Source organism: Lysobacter sp. GCM10012299, from assembly GCF_042649405.1.
Classification (GTDB): Bacteria; Pseudomonadota; Gammaproteobacteria; order Xanthomonadales; family Xanthomonadaceae; genus Lysobacter_J.
This window is the reverse complement of record NZ_JBHRZC010000001.1, coordinates 764077-788238: the sequence shown is the minus strand read 5'-3', so window position 1 is coordinate 788238 and position 24162 is coordinate 764077. Positions and strand designations below refer to the sequence as shown.

15 protein-coding genes and 1 pseudogene are annotated in these 24162 nt (G+C 65.9%); 7 read left to right on the top strand and 9 right to left on the bottom strand.

From position 1 onward, the window contains the following. Positions 1-23: 23 nt before the first annotated feature. Positions 24-965 carry a bifunctional riboflavin kinase/FAD synthetase gene (locus ACFOPO_RS03780; RefSeq protein WP_386700987.1) on the bottom strand — a complete coding sequence of 314 codons (942 nt, stop codon included), beginning with the start codon at positions 963-965 and terminating at the stop codon, positions 24-26. Between the two features lie 53 nt (positions 966-1018). Beyond that, positions 1019-2608 carry a murein biosynthesis integral membrane protein MurJ gene (gene murJ / locus ACFOPO_RS03775; RefSeq protein ID WP_386701275.1) on the bottom strand — a complete coding sequence of 530 codons (1590 nt, stop codon included), beginning with the start codon at positions 2606-2608 and terminating at the stop codon, positions 1019-1021. Between the two features lie 152 nt (positions 2609-2760). Here murJ and rpsT point away from each other — a divergent pair, with 152 nt between their 5' ends. After that, the gene (gene rpsT, locus ACFOPO_RS03770; protein ID WP_137833401.1) at positions 2761-3030 is read left to right on the top strand and encodes a 30S ribosomal protein S20; all 270 of its coding nucleotides are present in this window, start codon (positions 2761-2763) and stop codon (positions 3028-3030) included. Positions 3031-3160: 130 nt separating this feature from the next. Here rpsT and obgE read toward each other — a convergent pair whose 3' ends face one another. From obgE to rplU, 3 genes are all read right to left on the bottom strand, one after another. Beyond that, a complete protein-coding gene (gene obgE, locus ACFOPO_RS03765; protein WP_386700984.1) occupies positions 3161-4240 on the bottom strand; it encodes a GTPase ObgE in 1080 nt (359 codons plus the stop codon). Between the two features lie 107 nt (positions 4241-4347). Beyond that, entirely contained in the window at positions 4348-4605 is a 258-nt protein-coding gene (gene rpmA / locus ACFOPO_RS03760; RefSeq protein WP_200605762.1) for a 50S ribosomal protein L27, read from the bottom strand. A 15-nt stretch (positions 4606-4620) separates the two neighbouring features. Beyond that, positions 4621-4929, bottom strand: a complete 309-nt coding sequence (rplU, locus tag ACFOPO_RS03755; RefSeq protein ID WP_158731474.1) for a 50S ribosomal protein L21 — start codon at positions 4927-4929, stop codon at positions 4621-4623. Between the two features lie 233 nt (positions 4930-5162). On the opposite strand from rplU, the gene ACFOPO_RS03750 reads away from it, so the two are divergent. From ACFOPO_RS03750 to ACFOPO_RS03730, 5 genes and pseudogenes are all read left to right on the top strand, one after another. Continuing rightward, positions 5163-6242, top strand: a complete 1080-nt coding sequence (locus ACFOPO_RS03750) for an OmpA family protein (RefSeq protein ID WP_386700981.1) — start codon at positions 5163-5165, stop codon at positions 6240-6242. 507 nt (positions 6243-6749) lie between these two features. Beyond that, on the top strand, positions 6750-8828 hold the full coding sequence (locus ACFOPO_RS03745; RefSeq protein ID WP_386700978.1) for a S8 family peptidase: 2079 nt from the start codon (positions 6750-6752) through the stop codon (positions 8826-8828). Between the two features lie 89 nt (positions 8829-8917). Beyond that, positions 8918-9790 carry an OmpA family protein gene (locus tag ACFOPO_RS03740; RefSeq protein WP_386700975.1) on the top strand — a complete coding sequence of 291 codons (873 nt, stop codon included), beginning with the start codon at positions 8918-8920 and terminating at the stop codon, positions 9788-9790. 458 nt (positions 9791-10248) lie between these two features. Beyond that, positions 10249-13087 (top strand): annotated as a pseudogene (uvrA, locus tag ACFOPO_RS03735) (excinuclease ABC subunit UvrA); the annotation flags it as partial. Positions 13088-13325: 238 nt separating this feature from the next. Further along, positions 13326-13703, top strand: coding sequence for an acyl-CoA thioesterase (locus ACFOPO_RS03730; protein WP_386701273.1), 378 nt, complete (start codon positions 13326-13328; stop codon positions 13701-13703). Positions 13704-13749: 46 nt separating this feature from the next. Here ACFOPO_RS03730 and ACFOPO_RS03725 read toward each other — a convergent pair whose 3' ends face one another. Next, positions 13750-16098: an Orn/Lys/Arg decarboxylase N-terminal domain-containing protein gene (locus ACFOPO_RS03725; protein ID WP_386700973.1), complete on the bottom strand. Its 2349-nt coding sequence runs from the start codon at positions 16096-16098 to the stop codon at positions 13750-13752. Between the two features lie 42 nt (positions 16099-16140). After that, positions 16141-18390 carry an ornithine decarboxylase gene (gene speC, locus ACFOPO_RS03720; RefSeq protein WP_386700971.1) on the bottom strand — a complete coding sequence of 750 codons (2250 nt, stop codon included), beginning with the start codon at positions 18388-18390 and terminating at the stop codon, positions 16141-16143. Positions 18391-18781: 391 nt separating this feature from the next. Between speC and potE the strand changes: the two genes are divergently transcribed. Beyond that, positions 18782-20140 (top strand): putrescine-ornithine antiporter, encoded by a 1359-nt coding sequence (gene potE, locus ACFOPO_RS03715; RefSeq protein ID WP_386700969.1) that lies wholly within the window; start codon positions 18782-18784, stop codon positions 20138-20140. A 295-nt stretch (positions 20141-20435) separates the two neighbouring features. On the opposite strand, the gene ACFOPO_RS03710 is transcribed toward potE, so the two are convergent. After that, a complete protein-coding gene (locus ACFOPO_RS03710) occupies positions 20436-21758 on the bottom strand; it encodes an amino acid permease (RefSeq protein ID WP_386700967.1) in 1323 nt (440 codons plus the stop codon). Between the two features lie 10 nt (positions 21759-21768). After that, positions 21769-24075: an Orn/Lys/Arg decarboxylase N-terminal domain-containing protein gene (locus ACFOPO_RS03705; RefSeq protein WP_386700965.1), complete on the bottom strand. Its 2307-nt coding sequence runs from the start codon at positions 24073-24075 to the stop codon at positions 21769-21771. Between the last annotated feature and the right edge of the window lie 87 nt (positions 24076-24162).

Sequence of the window (24162 nt, the reverse complement as noted above, 5' to 3'; positions counted from 1 at the left end):
TCGTTATTGGTCACAGCGTGCGCTCAGGCGAAAACTTCTTGCGAAAGGATGGCGCGCGCCTGCTCGGCGTCGCGGTGCATCTGCGCGGTCAATGCCGGCAGATCGGAGAATTTCAGTTCATCACGCAGCTTGGCGACGAATTCGACTTCGATGCGCTGGCCGTACAGGTCGCCGTTGAAGTCGAACAGGTGTGCTTCGAGCAAAGGCTCCACGCCGGCCACGGTCGGTCGCGTGCCCAGGCTCGACACCGATGCGCGCGGCGTGTCGCCGACGCCGTGCACCCAGGTCGCATAGATGCCCGACAGCGCCGGGGTCTTGCCGGCGAAGCGCAGGTTGGCGGTCGGGAAACCGAGCGTGCGGCCCAGGCGCTTGCCGGGCACGACGTGGCCGTCGATCGCATAGGGCCGGCCGAGCAGTTCGGCGGCCGAATCGAAATCGCCGGCGAGCAGGGCTTCGCGGATCTTCGTGCTCGACACGCGCTCGCCATTGAGCAGGAACGGTTCGATCTCGCCGGCACTGAAGCCATGCTCGGCGCCCATCCGCTGCAGCAGCGCGATGTCGCCGGCGCGGCCCTTGCCGAAACGGAACTCCGGCCCGACCCAGACTTCGCGCGCCGACAACCGCCCCATCAGCACGGTGCGCACGAAGTCTTCGGCCGACATGCTGCAGAAGCGACGGTCGAAGCGCAGCAGGCCCGCCTGGTCGGCGCCGAGCGCGAACAGGCGCTCGGCCTTGGCGTGGGTCAGCAGCAGGCGCGGCGGCGGCGACGCGGGAGCGAAGAACTCGCGCGGCAGCGGCTCGAAGCTCAGGACCACCGCTTCCACGCCCAGCGCGCGCGCACGGGCGACCGTGTGGCGCACCAGCGCCTGATGCCCGAGATGCAGGCCGTCGAATGCGCCGATGCAGACCACACTGCCGTGCGGGCACCGGGACCCGCCCTCGACGTCACGAAAAAGCCTGCTCATTGCCATTAAGTATAGCCGCGGCAAGGGATTTCCATTCCCCTTGCCGCATTTGCTCAGTGCCGCAGGTCGCGCGGGCGCAGGCCCAGCGCGATCAGCACGGCAACGTAGGTCAGGCCACCGGCACCGACCAGCACGGCCAGGTAGCCGAACCGCGCCCACTGCCCCATCGTCGTGAACGCCGGCACCCAGTGCAGGCCCAGGATCAGCACCAGCGCCATTGCCGCGCAGGCCAGCACGAGGCGAACCACGTACCGCGTCCAGCCGGGCTGGTGCTGGTAGACGCCGGACTTGCGCAGCCAGTGCCACAGCAGTGCCAGGTTGATGTAGCTGGCGGCGGCACTGGCGAAGCCCAGGGCCAGGTGCAGGCCCGGCGTCTGCTGCAATGCGGCCAGCACGCCCTGCGCCCGCACCTCCGGCTTGACCCACATCAGGTACAGGACCCAGAGGAAGAGGCCGTTCAACACCATGTTCGCGACCAGCGACGCGATGCCGGCACGCACCGGCGTTCGCGTGTCCTGCCGCGCGTAGAACGCCGGCAGCACGATCTTGACGAGGGCGAACGCCGGCAGGCCGAAGCTCAGGCCGAACACCGACATCGCCGCCATCTGCGTATCGAAGGCGGTGAACTTGCCGCGCTGGAATAGCGTGGCCACCAGCGGCTCGGCCAGGAACATCAGTCCCAGCATGGCCGGCAACGCGATCAGCAAGGTCGTGCGCAGACCCCAGTCCAGCGCCTTGGAAAACCCTTCCTGGTCGGTCTTGACGTGGTGGCGCGACAGCGCCGGCAGGATCACGGTACCCAGTGCGACACCGAACACACCCAGCGGCAGTTCAAGGAACCGGTCGGCCTGCGACAGCCACGACTGCGAGCCAACGAACAGCAGCGAAGCGATCACCGTGTCGAGCAGCAGGTTGATCTGCGCGACCGAGGAGCCGAACAGCGTCGGCACCATCAGCTTGACTACCTTGCGCACATCGGGATGTTTCCAGCCCCACTTCGGCAGCGTCAGCAGGTCCAGCTTGCGCAGCGCCGGCAACTGGAAGATCAGCTGCAGGATGCCGCCCAGCAGGACCGCCCAGCCCAGTGCCAGGATCGGCACTTCCAGCAGCGGCGCCAGCCACAGCGCGGCGGCGATCATGCACAGGTTGAGGATGACCGGGGTGAACGCCGGCAAGCCGAACCGGTGGAAGCTGTTGAGCGCCCCGCCGGACAACGCGGTCAGCGAGACGAACAGGATGAAGGGGAAGGTCATCCGCAGCAGGTCGACGGTCAGGCCGAACTTGCCCGGGTCGTCGAGCGCGCCGGGGCTGAACAACGCCGCCACCTGCGGGGTGAAGATCAGCCCCAGGGCCGTCAGGACCAGCAGGAACCCGCCCAGGGTGCCGGACACACGGGAGACCAGTTCCTTGAGGTCGGCATGCGGCCGGGTCTCCTTGACCTCGGTGAACACCGGCACGAAGGCGGTGGAGAACGAACCCTCGGCGAACAGCCGGCGCATGAAGTTCGGGATGCGGAACGCCACCCAGAACGCATCGGTCCCGGCGTTGGCGCCGAACGTCTGGCTGATCGCCACGTCCCGGACCAGGCCGAGGACGCGCGAAACCATGGTCATGCTGCTGAACGAAAGCAGCCCGCGAACCATCTTCGGTGCCGTCACGCCCGCTCCCCCTGCCCGATCAGACCGCCCTGCCCGCCCCGCCCTTCGAGGTTGACGCAACTCATTGTATCGTCCATACTTTCCGGTCTGATTTTCCGCAATCCCATATTTCTCTTACCAGTTTCCAGGAATTTGCCGTGGCAAACATCAAGTCCGCCAAAAAGCGCGCCAAGCAGACCGTCGTCCGCAATGCCCGCAACGCCAGCCAGCGTTCGATGCTGCGTACCGCTGTGAAGAAGGTGCTCAAGGCCCTGGGCGAGAACGACGCCGCCGGCGCCGAGACCGCCTTCGCAGTCGCACAGCCGATCCTCGATCGCTTCAGCTCGCGTGGTCTCATCCACAAGAACAAGGCTGCCCGTCACAAGGCTCGCCTGAACGCCCGCATCAAGGCGCTCAAGGCTGCGTGATCCTGCCGACGCGCCGGCAACGCCGGCGCTGAAGCGGTAGTCAAGTTCGTCGCCCTGCCCGGCCTCACCGCCGGCAGCGCAAAACAAAAACCCGGCCGATGCCGGGTTTTTTGTTGCCTGTGCGACGGGCTCAAGGCGCATGCGGGCCTTCTGCCTGTGCGGCCTCCAGCGCATCGGCGCGCTGGCGGTCGAAGAAGGCCATCACGTCCTGCATGATCGGGAACGTACCTTCGCGGCCGATCGCCGAGACCATGTACCAGCGATCCTTCCAGCCGAGCTCGTCGATGATCGCCTTGGCTGCGGCCTGCTGCTCTTCTTCCAGCAGCAGGTCGGCCTTGTTGAGCACCAGCCAGCGCGGCTTGTCGAGCAGCTCAGGGTCGTGCCTGGCCAGCTCGCGCTCGATCGCGCGCACCTGCTGGGCCGGGCTCAGCTGCTCGCTGCCCTCTTCCTCGCCGAACGACATCGGTGCCATGTCCACCAGGTGCAGCAGCAGACGCGTGCGCTGCAGGTGGCGCAGGAACTGCGCGCCCAGGCCGGCACCGTCGGCGGCGCCTTCGATCAGGCCCGGGATGTCGGCGATGACGAAGCTGCGATGCGCTTCGACGCTGACGACGCCAAGGTTGGGATACAGCGTGGTGAAGGGATAGTCGGCGACCTTGGGAGTTGCCGCCGACACCGCACGGATCAGCGTGCTCTTGCCGGCATTGGGGAAGCCGAGCAGGCCGACGTCGGCCAGCAGCTTGAGCTCGAGCTTGAGCTCGCGCTCCTCGCCCGGCAGGCCCGGCAGCGCCTTGCGCGGCGAGCGGTTGACCGAGCTCTTGAAATGCATGTTGCCCAGGCCGCCACTGCCGCCCTTGGCCACCAGCAGGCGATCGCCGTGGGCGACCAGGTCGCCGATGACTTCATCGGTGCCGACGTTGGTGATGACGGTGCCGACCGGCACGGTGATGATCAGGTCTTCGCCGGCCTTGCCGTACATCTGCCGGCCCATGCCGTTCTCGCCGCGCTTGGCGCGGAACTGGCGCTGGTGGCGGAAGTCGACCAGGGTGTTGAGGTTTTCGTCTGCAACCAGCCAGACGCTGCCGCCGGCGCCGCCGTCACCACCGTCGGGACCGCCAAGCGGGATGAATTTTTCACGGCGGAAGCCAACGCAGCCATTGCCGCCGTTGCCTGCGCTGACCTGGATTTCGGCTTCGTCGACGAGTTTCATGGGAGCGTTGAATACTTCAGTAGTGGAGCTGTTGAACGGATGCGAGCTTATCGCAGAAACGAAAAGCCCCGCCGAAGCGGGGCCCCTCGCTGCAGCTTCGAATCCGATTACTCGGAGACGACGCTGACGGTGCGACGCTTCTTCGGGCCCTTGGTCGCGAACTCGACCTTGCCGTCGACCAGCGCGAACAGGGTGTGATCGCGGCCGAGGCCGACGCCGGAACCCGGGTGGAACTGGGTGCCGCGCTGACGAACGATGATGTTGCCGGCCTCGATGGCCTGGCCGCCGTACATCTTCACGCCGAGGTACTTCGGGTTGGAGTCGCGGCCGTTACGGGTGGAACCTACGCCCTTTTTGTGTGCCATGGCTGCTTCTCCTTATTAGCCGGCGATGCCGGTGATTTCGATTTCGGTGTAGTGCTGACGGTGACCCATCTGCTTGCGGTGGTGCTTGCGGCGACGGAACTTCACGATGCGCACCTTGTCGGCGCGGCCGTGGCCGACGACCTTGGCGGAGACGGTGGCACCCTTCAGGGCGTCGCCGATCTTCACGCCATCGCTTCCGCCCAGCATCAGGACGTTGTCGAGCTTGATCTCGCTGCCGACTTCGGCATCGAGCAGTTCAACGCGCAGGGTTTCGCCCTGCATCACGCGGTACTGCTTACCGCCGGTGACTACTACTGCGTACATGACCAGATTCCTCTGTAGTTATTTTGGTCGCTGCCGCACCCAGAATCGGGCGGACAGGAGCGGAATTTTAGGGGTTTCAGCGGGTTACGGCAAGTACTGGGCCACTTTCGGAGCCGCGGGGGGCCGGCGCTGGCCTGCCACCCCCTTAACGCGGCCCATGCTGTACTGGCCGGGCGTCCCGGTACTGGATGCCCGTAGCCCCCGCCAGGGGCGCCTGAGCGGGAGGAAGGACCATGTTCAGCCAGATTCTAGAGCAGGTGAGCCACCGCTTCGGCCTGGATCCGGACCAGGCCAAGCGCCTGATGGGGCTGCTGGTGGCGCAGGTCTTCAATCCCCGGCACGGCGGAGCCGCCGGCTTCATCCAGTCGTTCAGGGACCAGGGGCTGGGTGGGTTGATGGACTCCTGGCTCGGGCCAGGGCCCAACCAGCCGATCACCCCCGCCCAGCTAGAAGGCATCCTCGGCAGCGACACCCTCTCCAGCTTCGGCACCCGCCTGGGCCTGCCTGCTGCGACGGTGGGCAGCGCGGCGGCGGCGATGCTGCCCGATGCGATCGACGAACTCAGCGAGCACGGCGACCTGCCGGTGCAGCCCAGCCCGCTGTCGCAGAAGCTCGAACACTGGTTTGGCGGAATCGGCATGGGCCTGGACGAATTCGGGCAGTGGATGCCGGGGCCGACCGGTGTCGCCGCCGTTGCGGCTGCAGCCGCGGCGACGGGTGCCGCACCTGCCGCACCCGTGCACGCCGAAGCGCCCGTGCACGCGCCCGCCCACCACCGCTCAGGCGCCCATCGCTGGCTGCCGTGGCTGTTGATCGGTGCAGTGATCCTCGTAGCAGTGCTGCTGCCGCGCGGTTGCCACGGCGAGCGCACTGCGATCACCGGCACGCCACCGGCAGCGAACAATGCTGACGCAGCCACGCAGGCGCTCGACCTGCTGATCTCGCGCAAGTTCACCGCCGACGACCTGGTGCACGCTCTGAACCTGATGGTCGTGCACTTCGACAGTGACAGTGCGCGCATCTCCGCGCAGAGCGACGCGATCCTCGCCAAGGCCGCTGCCGCGATCAAGGCGGCGCCGGCAGGCACGCGCATCGAAATCGGCGGCCACACCGACAACAGCGGAGATCCGGCCGCCAACATGAAGCTTTCGCAGGACCGCGCCGATGCCGTGAAACAACGATTGGTCGAGCACGGTGTCGATGCGGCGAGCGTGGCAAGCGTCGGCCATGGGCAGGATCAACCGATCGCCGACAACGCCAGCGAAGAAGGCCGCGCGCGCAATCGCCGCATCGAGTTCAGCGTTGTGAAATAAGCGGCGCTTTCACGCGAAGCAGACACGTCGCCTCTGCTGCGATGCGCATTCATCATTGATCGCACTGATCGCGCAAGCGTTGCTTGCATTCGCGCGCATGCTTTTCCGCCGCGAATGCTTGCACTTCTCCGATGGTTTGGAATACGTTCACGTTGTGAGCGGCTACAGGGGGCCGATCACCATCGAGGTCCCGCGCGGCTGCGTGCTTGTAACGCGGCAAAGGGGATTGACCGCGATACGAAACGGGGGCCCCCGGCATGTCACTGGAAGGATCCGGCAACGTCCGCGTTGTGCACTCGAGTAACACGTCTGCCCAGACGTCCGCGGCGCCTCGCCGCAACTTCATCCATCGAATCCCGCGTGCCCGCGCACGGCTGCATGGCAGCGCCTGCGCCTTGGGCACATCCCCCGTCTGGCGACACGGATCTGCTCCGATGTAGCCGACACGAACCCCGTAGCCAGGGGGAGGCGACGGGAAATCCTGAGCAGCCAACAAAGGATGTTGTCATGACTCGCAAGACTCGTTCCCTGAAGTGGACCGCGCTGGCCATCGCTACCGCCTTCATCGTCGCACCTGCCGCCAACTCCGGCGGAAAGCTGCCGAACGTCAACACGTCCAAGATCTCCACCGTGTCCAAGCAAGCGGCGAAGGCGGCCAAGAAGCAGCCGGTGCAGTACGACCGCTTCATCATCACCTACAGATCGGACGCAAAGAGGGTCAGCGCCGCCGCCGATGGCGCGCAACTGGCCACGGCCGCGAAGGCGCTGGGCCTTGGCATCGCGCCGATGCGCACGCTGGCGACCGGCAGTTCGCTGATCCGCACTGATCGCAAGCTCGACCTGGTCGCGACCAAGAAGCTGATGATCGAGCTGATGAAGGACCCGGCCGTGCTCGCGGTCGAACCCGATCGCCTGCGCAAGCCGCTGATGGTGCCCAACGACCCGCTGTATGCACAGCAGTGGCACTACAAGAATGGTCCGGGTGGCATCAACGTCGAACCGGCATGGGACATCAGCACCGGTTCCGGCGTGGTCGTCGCCGTGCTCGATACCGGCATCACGCCGCATTCGGAGTTGAACACCCAGACCGTCGCCGGCTACGACTTCATCATCGACCCGGAAGTCAGCGTCGATGGCGATGGCCGCGACGCCGACCCGAACGATCCGGGCGACTGGCACGACGGCGAGTGCAACATCTTCGGCATCCCCGAGGACAGCAGCTGGCACGGCACGCATGTGTCCGGCACGGTCGCGGCTGCAACCAACAACGGCGCAGGCGTGGCCGGCGTGGCGTTCGGCGCGAAAGTGCAGCCGGTACGCGTGCTCGGCAAGTGCGGCGGTTACGAGTCCGACATCATCGATGCGGTGACGTGGGCGTCCGGTGGCACCGTGGCCGGTGTCCCGGCCAACGCCACACCGGCGGAAGTGATCAACCTGAGCCTCGGTGGCGGTGGCGCCTGCTCGGTCGCCGAACAGGCTGCTTACACCGCGGCAGTCGGTCGCGGCACGACGGTGGTCGTATCCGCGGGCAACTCGTCCGACGATGCCGCCAACTACTCGCCGGCAAGCTGCAACGACGTGATCACCGTCGCCTCGGTCGGCCCGACCGGCACGATCTCGGACTTCTCCAACTACGGCACCGTCGTCGACGTCGCCGCACCGGGTGGATCGGGCTTCGCTCCGGCCGCGGACAACATCCTGTCCACGCTCAACCTGGGCCTGCAGGGCCAGGGAGCCGAAGGCTATGCCTGGTATGCGGGCACCTCGATGTCGGCACCGCACGTGTCCGGCACGATCGCCCTGATGCAGGCCGCCGCGCCGACGCCGAAGACCCCGGCACAGATCAAGAAGATCCTCGAGAACACCGCCTATGCCTCCGGCGGATTCGCGGGCGGTTGCAGCTACGACAACTACTGCGGTGCGGGCATCATCGACGCACGCTACGCAGTGGCCGTCGCAGCCGGCACGGAACCCTTGCCGCCGGATGTCCCGCCGCCGCCGCCGCCGCCGCCGGCCATCCCGCTGAGCAACGGCGTCACCGTCACCGGCATTACCGTCGCCGCCAACGGCACGATCCGCTACGAGCTGCTGGTTCCCAACGGCGCGTCGAATCTGCTGTTCGCCATGTACGGCGGCACCGGCGATGCCGACATGTACGTCCGCCGCGGCGCCGAGCCTACGCTGACCGCGTATGACTGCCGTCCGTTCACATCGGGCAACAACGAGAACTGCTTCTTCCCGGCACCGCAGGGCGGCAAGTGGTACGTGACGATCCGTGGCTTCACCGCCGCCGCCGGCGTGTCGCTGTATCCCAGCTTCACCGACGCCAACTGGCCGCGTGCGGTCGAGGCCGAGGCCACCGCGCTCAGCAACCATCGCACGCGCGTCGACCTCACCTGGACCTTCGGCAAGAAGAACATCGACATCTACCGCAACGGCGCCATCCTCAAGACCGTGAAGAACAAGGGTGCAGCCACCGATACGTTCCGCATCATCGGCAGCGGCACCATGAGCTACAAGCTGTGCAACAACGGTACGCAGGAGTGCGCGGACCCGGTCGAGATCGAGTACGTCTCGCACAAGTAAGCACTGAGATGACACTGACGAGGGCCCGGTTCGCCGGGCCCTCCCTTTCGTGACGACATGCTCCCGGAGCGCCCATGAAGCCAGTCCGCATGACTGCAGTACCCCTCCTTCCCGCGCCGTCGCGCACGGCACTCGCCGCCGCGGTGACGCTTGCCGCCGCGATCGCCATCGCCGGCTGCAACCGCGATGCCACACCGGCACCTTCGACCCAGGCCACGGCAGCGACCCCCGCCGCGCCCCCGGCCGCGCAGTTCGAGGCGCGACTCAATCTGGTCAACAACAACGGCACCGTGCGCTATGACGGCACCGTCGGCAGCGACGAGAGCCGCAAGGCCATCGAAGCCATGCTCCGCCAGGCCTACGGGACCGGAGTCACCGGCACGCTCGCGGTGGACGCAGCCGCAAGGCCGGCACCGTGGCAGGCGAACCTGCCGCAGTTCCTGAGCGCATTCACGATGCACGGCGCCGCCGTTGGCTTCGACGGACAACGCATCGAACTGAGCGGCCACGCATCGGACAGCGACCGCACCGCCCTGCTCGCCCGCGCCGAACAACTGTTCCCGGGCTACACCCTCACCGGCCTGTTCCGCGGCGTGGGCAGCAGCAGCCCTGACGCCTCCGCTCAGGCGCTGGCGGCGCTCAAGACCGGCGCATCGGCCGGCGACGTGGTCAAAGCCCTGAACCAGACCCCGATCCAGTTCATCGACGGCAGCGCCCAGGTGAGCCCGGACAGCCTGGCCGTGCTCAGCCAGGCCGCCAAGGCCATCCAGGGCAGCGCCGGCGAGCGGCGGATCGAGATCACCGGGCCAGCCGGCGCCGGCGAGGACCTGGCGCTGTCGCAGCAGCGCGCCGAGGCGATCAAGGTGCAGTTGATCGTCAATGGCGTCAGCCCGGCCTCGATCGAGACGAAGGGGCATCCCGCGGGAAGCACGGACAGCGGGGCGAGCTTCCGGTTGCTGTGACGCAACGTCCATGGATTCCCGCCTTCGCGGGAATGACGGGCTGAGGGCAACGACACTGGGTCCCCGCCTTCGCGGGGATGACGGGTAGAGGCAACGTCCATGGGTTCCCGCCTTCGCGGGAACGACGGGCAAACGCCGAAGACCGGGCAATGAAGCGCGGGAGCGTTGGCCGACGGGCCGGGGATTGATCCGCAGTGGGCCATGGATGGCCCACGCCCCGCATTCGGACAGGATGTCCGAACTAAGGGGCGGAGCAATCCCCGGCCCGGCGGACGACGCCACCCCGAAGCCCACCGCCCCGAGCACGCCGAGCCGGCCAGCCAGGCCTGAATACCCCCCAGCAGCCCCGCCCTGCGGCCCTTCCGAAACTACTAATTGCCCCCATCTTCGCCAGTCGATACGCTCCTCTGTTCGCCGACGCATCGCGCGGCGGCGACCTCCTCCCAGACAGGCAACCGATGGCGCTGGACTACATCCGCATCCGCGGCGCGCGGACGCACAATCTCAAGAACATCGATCTCGACCTGCCCCGCGACAAACTGATCGTGATTACCGGCTTGTCGGGCTCGGGCAAGTCCTCGCTCGCGTTCGACACCATCTACGCCGAAGGCCAGCGCCGCTACGTCGAATCCCTCTCGGCGTACGCCCGCCAGTTCCTGTCGGTGATGGAAAAGCCCGACGTCGACCACATCGAAGGCCTCTCACCGGCCATCTCGATCGAACAGAAATCGACCTCGCACAACCCCCGGTCGACCGTCGGCACGATCACCGAAATCTACGACTACCTGCGCCTGCTCTACGCCCGCGTAGGCACCCCGCGCTGCCCCGACCACGGCTACCCGCTGGAAGCCCAGACCGTCAGCCAGATGGTCGACCAGGTCCTCGCCCTGGGCGACACCGAAGAAGGCCGCGAACAGCGCTACATGCTGCTCGCCCCGGTCATCCGCGAACGCAAGGGCGAGCACGCCCAGGTCTTCGAACAACTGCGCGCACAGGGCTACGTCCGCGTCCGCGTCGACGGCGAACTGTACGAAATCGATGCTGTTCCGCCGCTGGCACTGCGCGTCAAGCACACCATCGAAGCCGTCATCGACCGCTTCAAGCCGCGCGAAGACATCAAGCAGCGCCTGGCCGAATCGTTCGAGACCGCCCTCAAGCTCGGCGACGGCATGGCCCAGGTGATGTCGCTCGACAACGCCGACGCCGCACCGCTGCTGTTCTCGTCCAAGTACAGCTGCCCGGTCTGCGACTACTCGCTGCCCGAACTCGAGCCGCGCCTGTTCTCGTTCAACTCGCCGGTCGGCGCCTGCCCGACCTGCGACGGCCTGGGCGTGGCGCAGTTCTTCGACCCCACGCGCGTCGTCGTGCACCCGGAGCTGTCGCTCTCGGCCGGCGCCGTGCGCGGCTGGGATCGTCGCAACGCCTACTACTTCCAGCTGATCCAGTCGCTGGCAAAGCACTACAAGTTCGACGTCGATGCGGTCTGGCAGACGCTGCCCGAGAAGGTGCGCGAAGCCGTGCTGTTCGGCAGTGGCGAGGATCTGGTGACCTTCACCTACCTCACCGAAAGCGGCGGCCGCAGCCAGCGCAAACATCGCTTCGAAGGCATCGTCCCGAACCTGGAACGCCGCTACCGCGAAACCGAATCGGCCGCCGTGCGCGAGGAGCTGGCCAAGTACATCAGCGAGCGCGCCTGCACCGACTGCGGCGGCGCCCGCCTCAACCGCGCCGCCCGCAACGTCTTCGTCGCCGACCACCCGATGCCGCACATCGTCGTGCTGCCGGTCGATGAGGCCCTGTCGTTCTTCAAGAGCCTCAACCTGCCCGGCTGGCGCGGCGAGATCGCGACCAAGATCGTCAAGGAGATCACCGATCGCCTGCGCTTCCTGGTCGACGTCGGCCTCGACTACCTGACCCTCGAGCGCAAGGCCGACTCGCTGTCGGGCGGCGAAGCCCAGCGAATTCGTCTTGCCTCGCAGATCGGCGCCGGCCTGGTCGGCGTGATGTACGTGCTCGACGAACCGTCGATCGGCCTGCACCAGCGCGACAACGAGCGCCTGCTCGGCACGCTGACGCGCCTGCGCGACCTCGGCAACACGGTCATCGTGGTCGAACACGACGAGGACGCGATCCGCCTCGCCGACTACGTCGTCGACATCGGCCCCGGCGCCGGCGTCCACGGCGGCGAAGTGATCGCCCATGGCCAGCTCGCCGACCTGCTCAAGGCACCGCGCTCACTGACCGGCCAATACCTCAGCGGCAAGAAGCGCATCGAGATCCCGGCCAAGCGCCACAAGCCCGATCCCAAGACCACGTTCCACCTGCGTGGCGCCACCGGCAACAACCTCAAGGACGTCGACCTGGCCGTGCCGAGCGGGTTGTTCACCGCCGTCACCGGCGTATCGGGTTCCGGCAAGTCGACGCTGATCAACGACACCCTGTTCGCGATTGCCGCCAACGAACTCAACGGCGCCTCGCACACGCCGGCGCCGCACCGCGAGTACGAGAACATCGAGTTGTGGGACAAGGTGGTCGACATCGACCAGTCGCCGATCGGCCGCACCCCTCGCAGTAACCCGGCGACCTACACCGGCCTGTTCACGCCGCTGCGCGAACTGTTCGCGCAGGTGCCCGAAGCGCGTGCGCGCGGCTACTCGCCGGGTCGCTTCAGCTTCAACGTCCGCGGTGGCCGCTGCGAGGCCTGCCAGGGGGATGGCCTGATCAAGGTCGAGATGCACTTCCTGCCCGACGTGTACGTCCCGTGCGACGTCTGCGGTGGCAAGCGCTACAACCGCGAGACGCTGGAAGTCCTCTACAAGGGCTACAACATCAACGACGTGCTGGAGATGACGGTCGAGGATGCGCTGGGCCTGTTCGAGGCGATCCCGGCGATCTCGCGCAAGCTCGAAACGCTGATGGACGTGGGCCTGAGCTACATCAAGCTCGGCCAGAGCGCGACCACGCTGTCCGGTGGCGAGGCGCAGCGCGTCAAGCTGTCGAAGGAGCTGTCGCGTCGCGACACCGGCCGCACGCTCTACATCCTCGACGAGCCCACCACTGGCCTGCACTTCCACGACATCGAGCACCTGCTGGCCGTGCTGCATCGCCTGCGCGACGACGGCAACACCGTGGTCGTGATCGAGCACAACCTCGACGTGATCAAGACCGCCGACTGGGTCATCGACCTGGGCCCGGAAGGCGGCCACCGTGGCGGCACCATCCTCGCCACCGGCACGCCGGAACACATCGCCAGCCTGCCCCACTCCCACACCGGCCGCTTCCTCGCCCCGCTGCTCGGCGCGAAACAGGAAGCCGCCGGCAAGAAGACGAACAAGAAGAAAACCGCCGCATGAGCGACACCCCCGCTGCAAATGGCGACCCGTCGAAGACGGGTCGAAGCACCGCGCGCAAGCGCAAGCCCGCCGCAAAGAAGTCGGTCAAGGCAACCAGTGAGAAGGCGCAGCCGGCAAGCGCGCCTGCAACCCAACCGGAAGTGTCGACGCCGCCCGCACCCGTCGCGCTGATCCGCGTGCCGATGTCGGTGCGCTGGCGCGACCTGGACGCGTTCAACCACGTCAACAATTCCAAGTACCTGAGCTACCTCGAGGAAGCCCGCCTGCACTGGATGCTGTCGGTGCCGGGCCAGGGCCTGGACGAGCACGTCGCCCCGGTCGTCGCCGCAGCCAACCTCAACTACCGTCGCCCGATCGAATGGCCGGCGCAGGTCGCCATCGAGCTGTTCGTCGACCGCCTTGGCAACAGCAGCGTCAGCATCGGCCATCGCATCATCGACGCCTCCGATGACAGCGTGCTGTACTGCGACGGCAACGTGGTGATGGTATGGATCGATCGCGGCAACGGTCGCGCCGCGCCGTTGCCCGAGGCCGTGCGCGAGGCCTGCTCGTCGCATTGACCGCCCCGTGCGCCGCTCCCGCATGGAGAGCGGCGCATGCACCCGGCTAGTGCTTCGCCGTCTTCTTGCCGGCCTTGGCCGCCTTCGCGGGCTTGCCCGACGCCCCTTCAAGCGTGACCTTGGCCCACAGGTCGCCATTGTCGTCGGGGTGCACGTTCTGCACTTCGCGGCCGAAGCCGGGGAAGCGCTTGCCGAAGGCCTCGACGGCGATCAGGTACTTCACGATCGTCCCGCCCTTGGGGTCGACCCGTTCGCCCGGCATCAGCACCGGAATGCCCGGCGGATACGGCACGATCATCAACGCCGCCACGCGGCCCGGCAGGTCGGCGATCCGGACTTCCTCGGTGGTGCCGTGGATCAGCTGCTGATACGCCTCGGACGGCGTAAGCACCTGTTCCGACAACACCTCGCCCGCGGCATTGGCCATGGCCTGCAGATCGAGCTCGGTCATGACCTGGTGCATCTCGTCGCACAGCTGCGGCAAGGTCATGCCGCCATAGCGTTGCGGATAGGCGTGGACCAGTTCCGGCAGCGCCTCCTCGAGCGAAGCGTTGCGATCGTACAGGCGCTTGAACGCCATCAGCGTTTCCAGCAGCGTGCCCCACTTGCCCTGGGTCGTACCGACCGAGAACAGCACCAGCACCGTGTAATCGCCGGTGCGGGCGATCTCCTGGCGACGCGCGTCGAGGAACTTCGACAGGATCGTGCCGGGAACGCCACGCTTGGCGATCTTGCCCCTGGAGTCCGTGCCCGGACACAGGATGGTGACCTTGGTCGGGTCGAGCATGCAGAAATCGCCGGCCACCACTTCGTCGGGAATGCCGTGCCAGCTCTCGCCAGGCCGCAGCGTCCAGCACGCGGGGTCATTGCACAGTACGTCGCTCGCCGCATCGGCCAGGTCGACCTTCTTCTTTCCGACTGGCACCTGGTCAGGCTGGAACAGCGAGAAGAACCACTCTCCTTCTTCCTTGAAACGCTTGTTGACCGAGGCCACCGCCTTCCGGAACTCCACCGCGTAGCTGACCGTCTCGCGCAGCAGCGCACTGCCGGACGGCTCGTCCATCATCGCGCTGGCGATGTCCAGCGAGGCGATCAGCGGATAGAACGGCGAGGTCGTGCCATGCATCATGAAGGCTTCCTTGAGGGGAGCCCATTCGATCTTGCCGCGATCGCTGTTGCTGACGTGGATGTAGGACGCCATCGAGAACGCCGGCAGCATCTTGTGCGTGGACTGCACCGCAAAGACGGTCGGCCGGTTCTTCATGTCGCGCGGCACGCCCATCGCGAAGCGGTGCTTGAACAGCGGATGGAACTTGCCGTACGCGTACCACGCCTCGTCGAAATGCACGCGCGGAACGCTCTCGCCGAGCATCTCGGCGACCTTGTCGACGTTGTAGAGCATGCCGTCGTAGGTGGGATTGGTCACCACGGCATGCACCGGCGCACTCGACTTCGCACCTGCGGCCAGCGGTGAATCGGCAACGAGTTTGGCGATGTGCGCCTTGGTGAACCGCTTGGGTGGGATCAGGCCGATCATGCCGTAGCCATTACGGCTGGGCTGGAAGTACACCGGCCGCGAACCGGCCAGCGTCATCGCGTGGTTGAGCGACTTGTGGCAGTTGCGGTCGACCACCACCATCTCGTCGTTTCCGACCGCAGCCTGCACGACGATGCGGTTGGAGGCCGACGAGCCGGCCAGCACGTAGAAGGTCCAGTCGGCGCCGAACACGCGCGCGGCCATCCGCTGCGATTCCGCCGGCGGCCCTTCGATGTCCAGCCAGGATCCCAGCTCGACATTGGAGATGCCGATGTCGGCACGCATGATGTTCTCGCCGAAGAAGCGGTGGAACTCGGCGCCGGCCGGGTGCTTGAGGTACGCCGCGCCGCCCATGTGGCCGGGCGCGTCCCATTGATACGTGCCCTCTTCGGTCAGCTTCTTCAGCGCCTTGAAGTACGGCGGCAGCATGCCATTGTGGTAATCGTCGATGGCGAAGCGCACGCGCTTGGCGAAGAACTCCGGCGTCTCGCCGATCAGGTTCACGTACTCGCGGACTTCGCGGACCACGCTCATCGGCAGGTTGCCGGTGGTGACGCCGCGACTGAGCAGGAAGATCGGGATGCGCAGCGATTTCTGACGCACCGCACGAATGATCTCCAGCACCGCCTTCTCGTTCATCTTGGCGGTCTCACCCAGGTCCCAGTCGATCGCCACGCACGAGTAGGACGCCGAGCCCTGGGCGATGATCAGGCCGTCTTCGCAACTGTGCGCGCGCAGCACTTCGATGCCCTGGTCCTGCACTGCCTGGCCCAGCCGGGACAGCGCCAGCGCGTACGCCGAGCCCTGGTCAGGGAGATCGGTGGTCACATACAACACCCAGGGGTTGGTCATGGACATGGCGATTCCTCTAGTGATGAAACCTGCGGGCCTGTACCGGGCTCATTCCTGCACGACGTAGGTGTAGAAGCGGATGCGGCCTTCTTCGTGCACCTGGTAGACGCCCTGGACCTCGTACGAGAATCCCGGGAAGCGGTTGCAGTTCTCCTCGAAGGCGAGGAAGTAATCGATCATCGGCTGGGCCTTCGCGTCGTAGCGCTCGCCGGGGATGATGATGCCGATGCCCGGTGGGTAGATCAGCGCCAGCGTCGCCGCGATCCGGCCGGACACCTCGCTCATCGGCACGAAATCGACCTCGCCGCCGACCAGCGCCTCGTTGGCCTCGCGGGCGGACATTGCCTGCTCCGGGAACGACTCGTAGCGGAAGCTGAGGCGCTGCAGCTCCTTGATGTTCTTGGCGACGAAGTAGTCGTGCATCTCCTGCGCGACCTGGCGCAGCGTGTAATCGCGGTAGCGCGCTTCGTTGCGCTGGTACAGGCCGGGCACGACTTCGGCCAGCGGGCTGTCGGCCTCGTAGTGGTCGCGGAAGCGCTCGAGCGTCGCCAGCAACATCGCCATCTTGCCCTCGCCCACCGCCGGGGTCATGAGGAAGAGGATGCTGTAGAGATCGTTCTTCTCCGGGATGACGTTGTTCTCGCGCAGGAAGTTGGCGAGGATCGTGGCCGGGATGCCGGTCTTGGCGTAGTTGCCGGTGGCGGCATCTATCCCGGCCGTGGTCAGCATCAGCTTGGTCGGGTCGACCATCGCCGCGTCCTCGCCGAGGTTGCGGAAGCCGTGCCAGGTCGCGCCGGGCGCCAGCTGCCAGTAGGCCTGCTCGCGCGCCAGTACGGACGTCGGGACGTCCTCCCAGGGCACAGTGCGACCTTCATACTCGACCTGGTCCGGGACGAACGGATTGAGGAAGCCCGCGAACCGCTTGCGGACCGCCTTGCGGCCCTCGATGCCAAGTTTGACCATGTCGTCCCACAGCACTCGGCCGGCTTTGTCGGCATGCATCTGCGCGTTGACGTCGAGGCTGGAGAACAGCGGGTAGAACGGCGACGTCGATGCCTGCAGCATGAACATCTCGTTGAAGCGCTTGTGGTTCACCCGGAACGGCTTGTCGCGGATGTGGGCATCGCGCACATGGATCTGCGAGGCCTGCGAGAACCCGGCCAGCTGCTTGTGCGTCGACTGGGTGGCGATCACGCCCGGGGAATCCTCATCGAGCTTGAGCCCCATGCTGAAGTGATCCTTCATCAGGGGATGGAACGCGCCGAACCCCGCCCAGGCCTCGTCGAAGTGGATGTACTCGCACAGGTGGCCGATCTTCTCCAGTACCTTGCGGGCGTTGTAGACGGTGCCGTCATAGGTGCACTGCTCGATGATCGCCACGCGGATCGGACGCTCGCGCTTCCAGGCGTCGGTTCCGGCCAGGCGCGGGTGATGCTTGAGCTTGTCGCGGATCGACGCCTCGTCGAACGCCGACCAGTCGATCGGCCCGACCATGCCGAAACCGTTGCGGTCGGTCTCCAGATAGATCGGAATCGCGCCGGCCATCAACAGCGCGCCATGGTGGTTGGATTTGTGGTTGTTGCGGTCGAACAGCACGATGTCCTTGCTGCGCAGCAGCGAGGTATTGACTACCTTGTTCGACGACGACGTGCCGTTGAGGACGAAATAGGTGCGATCGGACTGGAAGACCTTCGACGCGCCACGCTGCGCCGCCAGCGCCGGTCCTTCGTGGATAAGCAGGTCGCCCAGCCCCACCATCGCGTTGCAGATGTCGTCGCGGAACACGTTCTCGCCCATGTGCTCGTAGAACACCCGGCCCACCGGATGGCGCATGAACATCTGCCCGCCCAGGTGCCCCGGGCAAGCCCAGGTGCGGTTGGCGGCATAGTCGTACTTCATCAGCTCGCCGAAGAACGGCGTGCGCAGGCTCTGCGCGTAGCGCTCTATCGAAGCGACCAGCCGCTTCTCGTAGAACTCACGCGTTTCCAGGTCGGCGATCAGCACGCCGTCCAACGCTTTCAGGAACGGCTCATCCAGCGCTTCGTCGTCGCGGCCGCTGATCATGAAGATCGGCATGCGCAAGCCGCGCTCGTCGCGTGCATCCACCACGGCCTGGGCACCATCACGGGAGACGATTATCGCGCCCAGATCGGCACCGCCACGGACTGCTTGCGGGATCTGCTCCACATCGATCGAAGTCACTGCAAAGTGCAGCTCCTCCTCGATCACCTGTGCCACTACACCGGTAGGTTCGCCCACCACCAGGATGCGAAAGAAGCGTTCGAGGGGAATGCTCATGGGGAGTCCTCTTCCTGGCGGTCACGGCCTTGCCTGAGGCCCGCAGATGCTGGCAGCGAACCATGTCACTTGCGACCGTTTCGACTGCGTGAAGGCATCCGTCCGCCGGCCCCGCGTGGCGGGGGGTCGTGGTTTCACGCGGACATTACAAGCGCTATGAAAATCTCGCGGCGATCTCCAGATGAACCGGGGGAAGCATTGCCGATGGACAGGCACTGCCGGGTTCGAATCATCGCCTCCGATTCGCGCGCATCCGACTGTGCGCGCAACCGCTTTCCTGGCCGCCAGCGCGGCCCGGCACCAGCACGTCACTTACCAGCACGTCACGTACAACCACGTTCCAGCACGACTTGCAGCGCCTGAAGTTCCGACCCACCCAACGGAGCCTGTCATGAGCGAGTCCCAGTCCCATCAGAAAATGAATGTGTTCCAGCTGACCGTGATCACGCTGGTCAACATGATGGGCTCGGGCATCATCCTGCTGCCCAGCAAGCTGGCCGAGATCGGCACCATCACGATCTTCTCCTGGCTCTTCACTGCCGGCGGCTCGCTTGCCCTTGCCTACGTCTTCGCCCGCTGCGGCATGCTCAGCAAGAAACCCGGCGGCATGGGTGGCTATGCGGAGTACGCCTTCGGCAAGGGCGGCAATTACATGGCGAACTACACCTACGGTTTGTCGCTGGTGATCGGCAACGTCGCCATCGGCGTCACCGCAGTGGGTTACGCCACAGTGCTGTTCGGCGCGACCCTGAGCCCGATGCAGACCTGCTTCTGGACCATCGTGCTGCTGTGGATCACGACGTTCGCCAACTTCGGCGGCGCCAGCATCACCGGCAAGATCGGTTCGGTCACGGTGTGGGGCGTCATCCTGCCGGTGGTGCTGATCTGCCTGATCGGCTGGTTCTGGTTCAGCCCGAGCACTTGGTCGGCCGCCTGGAACCCGCATGAGATGGGCTTCTGGTCCGCTGTCGGCAGTTCGATCTCGGTCACCCTGTGGGCGTTCCTCGGGCTTGAGTCGGCCTGCGCGAATGCCGACGCCGTCGAGAATCCCGAGAAGAACGTGCCCATCGCGGTGCTGGTCGCGACCATCGGCGCCGCCGCTGTCTACATCATCTCGACCAACGTCATCGCCGGCATGATCCCCAACGCCGAACTGGCCAAGTCCAGCGCGCCGTTCGGGCTCGCGTACGAGCACATGTTCAGCCCGATCGTCGGCCAGACTGTCACCGCGTTGATGGTCATCGCCTGCATCGGTTCGCTGCTGGGCTGGCAGTTCACCGTCGCCCAGGTCTTCAAGAGCTCGGCCGACGTCGGCTACTTCGTCTCGGTCTTCAGCAAGGTCACCAAGATCGGCACGCCGATCACCGGCATGCTGATCCTGCTGGCGGTGCAGACGGGCCTTGCACTGATGACGGCGAGTCCGGAACTGAGCGAGACGTTCGGCAAGGTGGTCAACCTGGCAGTGGTGACCAACCTGGTTCCCTACGTGATGTCGATGGCCGCCATCGTCACCATCCAGAACGTGGCGGGCATTCCCAAGGTCAAGGCAAGGATGACCAACGTCATCGCCCTGATCGCGACGATCTACAGCTTCTATGCCCTCTACAGCTCCGGCACCGAAGCAATCGTGCTGGGCGGCATCTGCATCTTCCTCGGCTGGACCCTGTTCGGATTCTTCGCCGCCAACCGCTTCTATCGCATGGAGCAGGAAGCGCACATCCCGAACCCGGGAAAGTCGTTCCAGACCTGATCCAAAGGGAATCGTTCAAACCGATCCCCGGTCCTGCAAAGGGCCGGGGATTTTCTATGCGCGATCAGCGCAGAGCAACGTCCATGGGTTCCCGCCTTCGCGGGAACGACGGCTTGAGACGAAGACCGGGCAACAACTCGCCGGAGCGTCGTTCGACGGGTCGGGGATTGATCCGCAGCGGGACATGGAAGTCCCGCGCCCCGCATCGGACAGGACGTCCGACTAAGGGGCGGAGCAATCCCCGGCACGGCGGACGGCGCCGTACCGCAGACGAAAGCCCCAGACCAGGACCGCCTCAGGACAGCTTCGCCCCCACCTTCACCGCCCTGCGTCCAACCAGCGCATAGAACGGAATGCTCAGCACCAGCACGACGAACGCATTGCGATCCAGCTCGGCCGACTGCCCCAGGATCACCCCGCCGCAGTACACACAGGCCAGCAACCCCACCACCCCCAACAACCAGCGACGCGACGCAGTCAGGTCCAGCGTCATGTTGAGGCGCCACATCGCCACGACCGAATAGACATACGGAATCACCATCAACACCACCGTCGCACTGGTGATGCGCGTGAACTGGTCCGCCACCGTCGGCGACACCGTCAGCACCAGCAACCCCGTCATCAGCACCCCGGTGATGATCAGGTTGCGCGCCGGCATCCCCCGCGCATTCTTCTCGGCGAACACCCGCGCGAACATCCCGTCCTCGGCCGCCGCCTGCGCCGACTGCGCCACGATCAGGATCCAGCCCGTCAGTGCGCCCGTCGCCTTCGCGATCGCCGCCAGCGAAATGATGATCGCCCCCCACGGCCCCAGCATCACCCGCGCCGCATCCGCGAACGGCGCGTGCGAGGCCTTCAGCTCGGCGTTGCTCAGCAACCCCATGATCACCGTGCAGCACACCACATAGATCACCGTCGACACCACCAGCCCGATGATCGTCGCCAGCGGCACGTTGCGCTTCGGGTTCTCGATGACGCCCGCCGACACCGCCGCGCTCTCCACGCCCAGGAAGGCCCACAGCGCGATCGACGCGCTGTGCATGATCGCCGTCGATTCGGGGACCGAGCCGGGGTTCCAGCCCGCCATGAACACCTCGGGGCGAAACCAGAACCACCCCAGCAGGCCGATCACCGCGATCGGCAGGATGCCGGCGATCGTGGTGATTGCAGCAAAGTGGCCGACCGCGTTGGCGCCGCGCAGGTTGAGCCAGATGAACACCCAGATCACCACCGCCGTGCAGACACAGGAAAGCCACGGGTTCGCCAGCACCGGGAAGAACACGCCCAGGTAACCGGTCACCGACACCGCGATGGCGATGTTGCCGATGACATTCGCAACCCAGTAAAGGAAGTTGGTCTGGAACGCCGCGAACGGCCCCAGATGGTCGCGTGCATACGCGTACGGCCCGCCCGCCTTGGGATCGACCATGCCCAGGTGCGCGAACACCAGGCCCAGCGCGGACGCCCCTATCGCGGCCGCGATCCAGCCGAAGATCGAGATGCTGCCGATCGAGGCCAGGCTGGCCGGCAACAGGAATATCCCGGTGCCGACCATGTTCGCCACCACCAGCGAGGAGGCGCCGAGCAACCCCATCTTGCCGTTGCCGCCACCATGCATGATCGTCGCCTCAGCCTGTCGTCAGGCACTGCACGTAGTACTCGCCGTCCTCTACCTCGACGCCGTGCGTGTCGTGCCCGAAGCCCGGGAACGCCGCGTCCCAGCCCTGCAGCGACTTGAGGTAGCCGATATACGGCCCGTTGGCCGCACCCGCGGACTCGCCGGGCATGAGCATCGGGATGCCGGGCGGATACGGCACGATGCTGGTCGCCACGGTGCGCCCGGCCAGCTTGGGCAGGGGCACGCGTTCGACCTTGCCCAGGATCAGGTCCTGGTAGGCATCGGCCGGCGAGAGCTTGATGTCCGGCATGTTGGAATAGGCCTTCTGCAGGTGCGCGGTCTGCCCGCCCTTGCGCAGCTCGGCGAACATCTGGTCGCCCATGTCGCGCAGGCCCATGCCTTCGTAGCGCTCCGGGTAATCCTTCACCAGGTTCGGCATCACGCGGCTCAGCGACTGGTTGATGTCGTAGTCGCGCTTGAAGTCGAGCATCGCCGCCAGCAGCGTGCTCCACTTGGCCTTGGTGATGCCGATGGAGAACAGGAACAGCACGGCGAAGTCGCTGGTCTTCTCCACTTCGATGCCGCGCGAGTCGAGGTAGGCCGTCAGCAGCGAGGCCGGGAAGCCGTCCTTCTGCAGCACGCCATCGTCGCCCATGCCCGGCGTCAGCACCGACACCTTGATCGGGTCGAGCATGCAGTAGTCGTCTTCGAGCTTGTCGAAGCCGTGCCAGCCGTCGCCCGGGTGCAGCACCCAGCACGACGAATCGGTGGCCAGCACTTCCGGAGGTGCATCCTCGAAGTTCACGCGCTTGCCGCCGATCTTGACCTTGTCCGGGTTCCACGTGCGGAAGAACCATTCCTTCTTCTTGGCGAAGCCGGCGTTGATGCGGCCGACGGTCTGGCGGAAGCTGATCGCCTCGTCGATGCTCTCGCGCGTCAGCGCCAGGCCACCGGCGCCGTCCATCATCGAGGCGGCGATCTCGTTGGAGGCGATGATCGGATAGAACGGCGACGTCGAGCCGTGCATCATGAACGACTCGTTGAAGCGCGCATGCGGAATCGGGTCGCGGCCGTCGCGCATGTGGATGTACGAGGCCTGCGAGAACGCAGCAAGCAGCTTGTGGGTCGAGTGCGTCGTGAAGACCGTCGGCCCCTTGCGATCGTGGTCGGCCGCGTTGCCGTGCATGCCCAGGCGCCCGGCATACAGCGGATTGAAACGCGCGTAGCCAAACCACGCCTCGTCGAAATGAACGCGATCGACCCACGTGCCCAACTGCTCGAGCACGCGCTTGACGTTGTAGCAAAGGCCGTCATAGGTCGAATTGGTGACCACGGCGAACACCGGCTGCTTGTCCTTGAGCCCCTTGCTGATGGGCGTGGCCGCGATGGACTTGGTCAGGTAGGCCTTGGCCAGCCGCTCCGGATAGATCGGCCCGATCAGGCCGTAGCGGTTGCGCGACGGCACCAGGTATTGCGGCACGCCACCGGTCATGGTCAGGCCGTGTTCGATCGACTTGTGGCAGTTGCGATCGCACAGCACCACCTTGTCGCGCGGCACGCAGGCCATGAAGATGATGCGGTTCGACGTCGAGGAACCATTGGTGACCGTGTAGCTGCGGTCCGACCCGAACACGGTGGAAATGTACTTCTCGCTGGCGCCGATCGGCCCGGTGTGGTCGAGCAGCGAACCCAGCTCGCCGACGCTGATCGACAGGTCGGTCTGGAATACGTGCGAACCGTAGAAGTCATGGAACGCACGCCCGGCCGGGTGCTTGAGGAACGCGGTGCCGCCGGTGTGGCCCGGCGTGTGCCACGAGTACTCATGAACCTGGTTGAAGTTGTAGAGCGCGCTGACCAGCGGCCCGAACAGCCCACCGACGTACTTGCCTACCGCCGCCATCACGCGGCCGCAGACGAACGTGGATGCATCCTCCAGCAGCCAGACCAGCTCGTCGATCGCCTGCACCAGCTCGATCGTCAGCGACCTGGCCTTCTCGCGCTCGGTCAGCAGGAAGATCGGCACGAACTCGTTGCGTGCGCGGATGGTGGTGATCAGGTCGATCGCCGCGGCATTGCCGCGCTCCTTGCCTTCCTCGTCCGGCAGCGACCAGTCGATCAGCATCGCCTGGATCGAGGCGTCGGAGATGATCGTGGCGCGCGCGTCCTCGACGTGCGTGGCGGTCACCGTCTCGACGTTGCGGTCGTGGAACTCGTCGACCAGCATCTTGCAGGCCCGTCCACCGGCGGTGTCGGTGCCGATCTTCGGGTGGACGATGAGGACGCGGAACTTCTGACGCTGGGCGCGACGCTGAAGCATGGCAATGCACTCCTGGCTCACGGATAGGACGCGACCTGCCCGCGTCCGGCGAATGTCGGTGATCCTTGTCGCGCCGTCGGGTCAGGT

Coding starts and splice junctions, on each gene's coding strand:
- ACFOPO_RS03780 (WP_386700987.1), bottom strand. CDS start 965: ATGAGCAGGCTTTTTCGTGACGTCGAGGGCGGGTCCCGGTGCCCGCAC.
- murJ (WP_386701275.1), bottom strand. CDS start 2,608: ATGGTTCGCGGGCTGCTTTCGTTCAGCAGCATGACCATGGTTTCGCGC.
- obgE (WP_386700984.1), bottom strand. CDS start 4,240: ATGAAACTCGTCGACGAAGCCGAAATCCAGGTCAGCGCAGGCAACGGC.
- rpmA (WP_200605762.1), bottom strand. CDS start 4,605: ATGGCACACAAAAAGGGCGTAGGTTCCACCCGTAACGGCCGCGACTCC.
- rplU (WP_158731474.1), bottom strand. CDS start 4,929: ATGTACGCAGTAGTAGTCACCGGCGGTAAGCAGTACCGCGTGATGCAG.
- ACFOPO_RS03750 (WP_386700981.1), top strand. CDS start 5,163: ATGTTCAGCCAGATTCTAGAGCAGGTGAGCCACCGCTTCGGCCTGGAT.
- ACFOPO_RS03745 (WP_386700978.1), top strand. CDS start 6,750: ATGACTCGCAAGACTCGTTCCCTGAAGTGGACCGCGCTGGCCATCGCT.
- ACFOPO_RS03740 (WP_386700975.1), top strand. CDS start 8,918: ATGACTGCAGTACCCCTCCTTCCCGCGCCGTCGCGCACGGCACTCGCC.
- ACFOPO_RS03730 (WP_386701273.1), top strand. CDS start 13,326: ATGTCGGTGCGCTGGCGCGACCTGGACGCGTTCAACCACGTCAACAAT.
- ACFOPO_RS03725 (WP_386700973.1), bottom strand. CDS start 16,098: ATGTCCATGACCAACCCCTGGGTGTTGTATGTGACCACCGATCTCCCT.
- speC (WP_386700971.1), bottom strand. CDS start 18,390: ATGAGCATTCCCCTCGAACGCTTCTTTCGCATCCTGGTGGTGGGCGAA.
- potE (WP_386700969.1), top strand. CDS start 18,782: ATGAGCGAGTCCCAGTCCCATCAGAAAATGAATGTGTTCCAGCTGACC.
- ACFOPO_RS03710 (WP_386700967.1), bottom strand. CDS start 21,758: ATGCATGGTGGCGGCAACGGCAAGATGGGGTTGCTCGGCGCCTCCTCG.
- ACFOPO_RS03705 (WP_386700965.1), bottom strand. CDS start 24,075: ATGCTTCAGCGTCGCGCCCAGCGTCAGAAGTTCCGCGTCCTCATCGTC.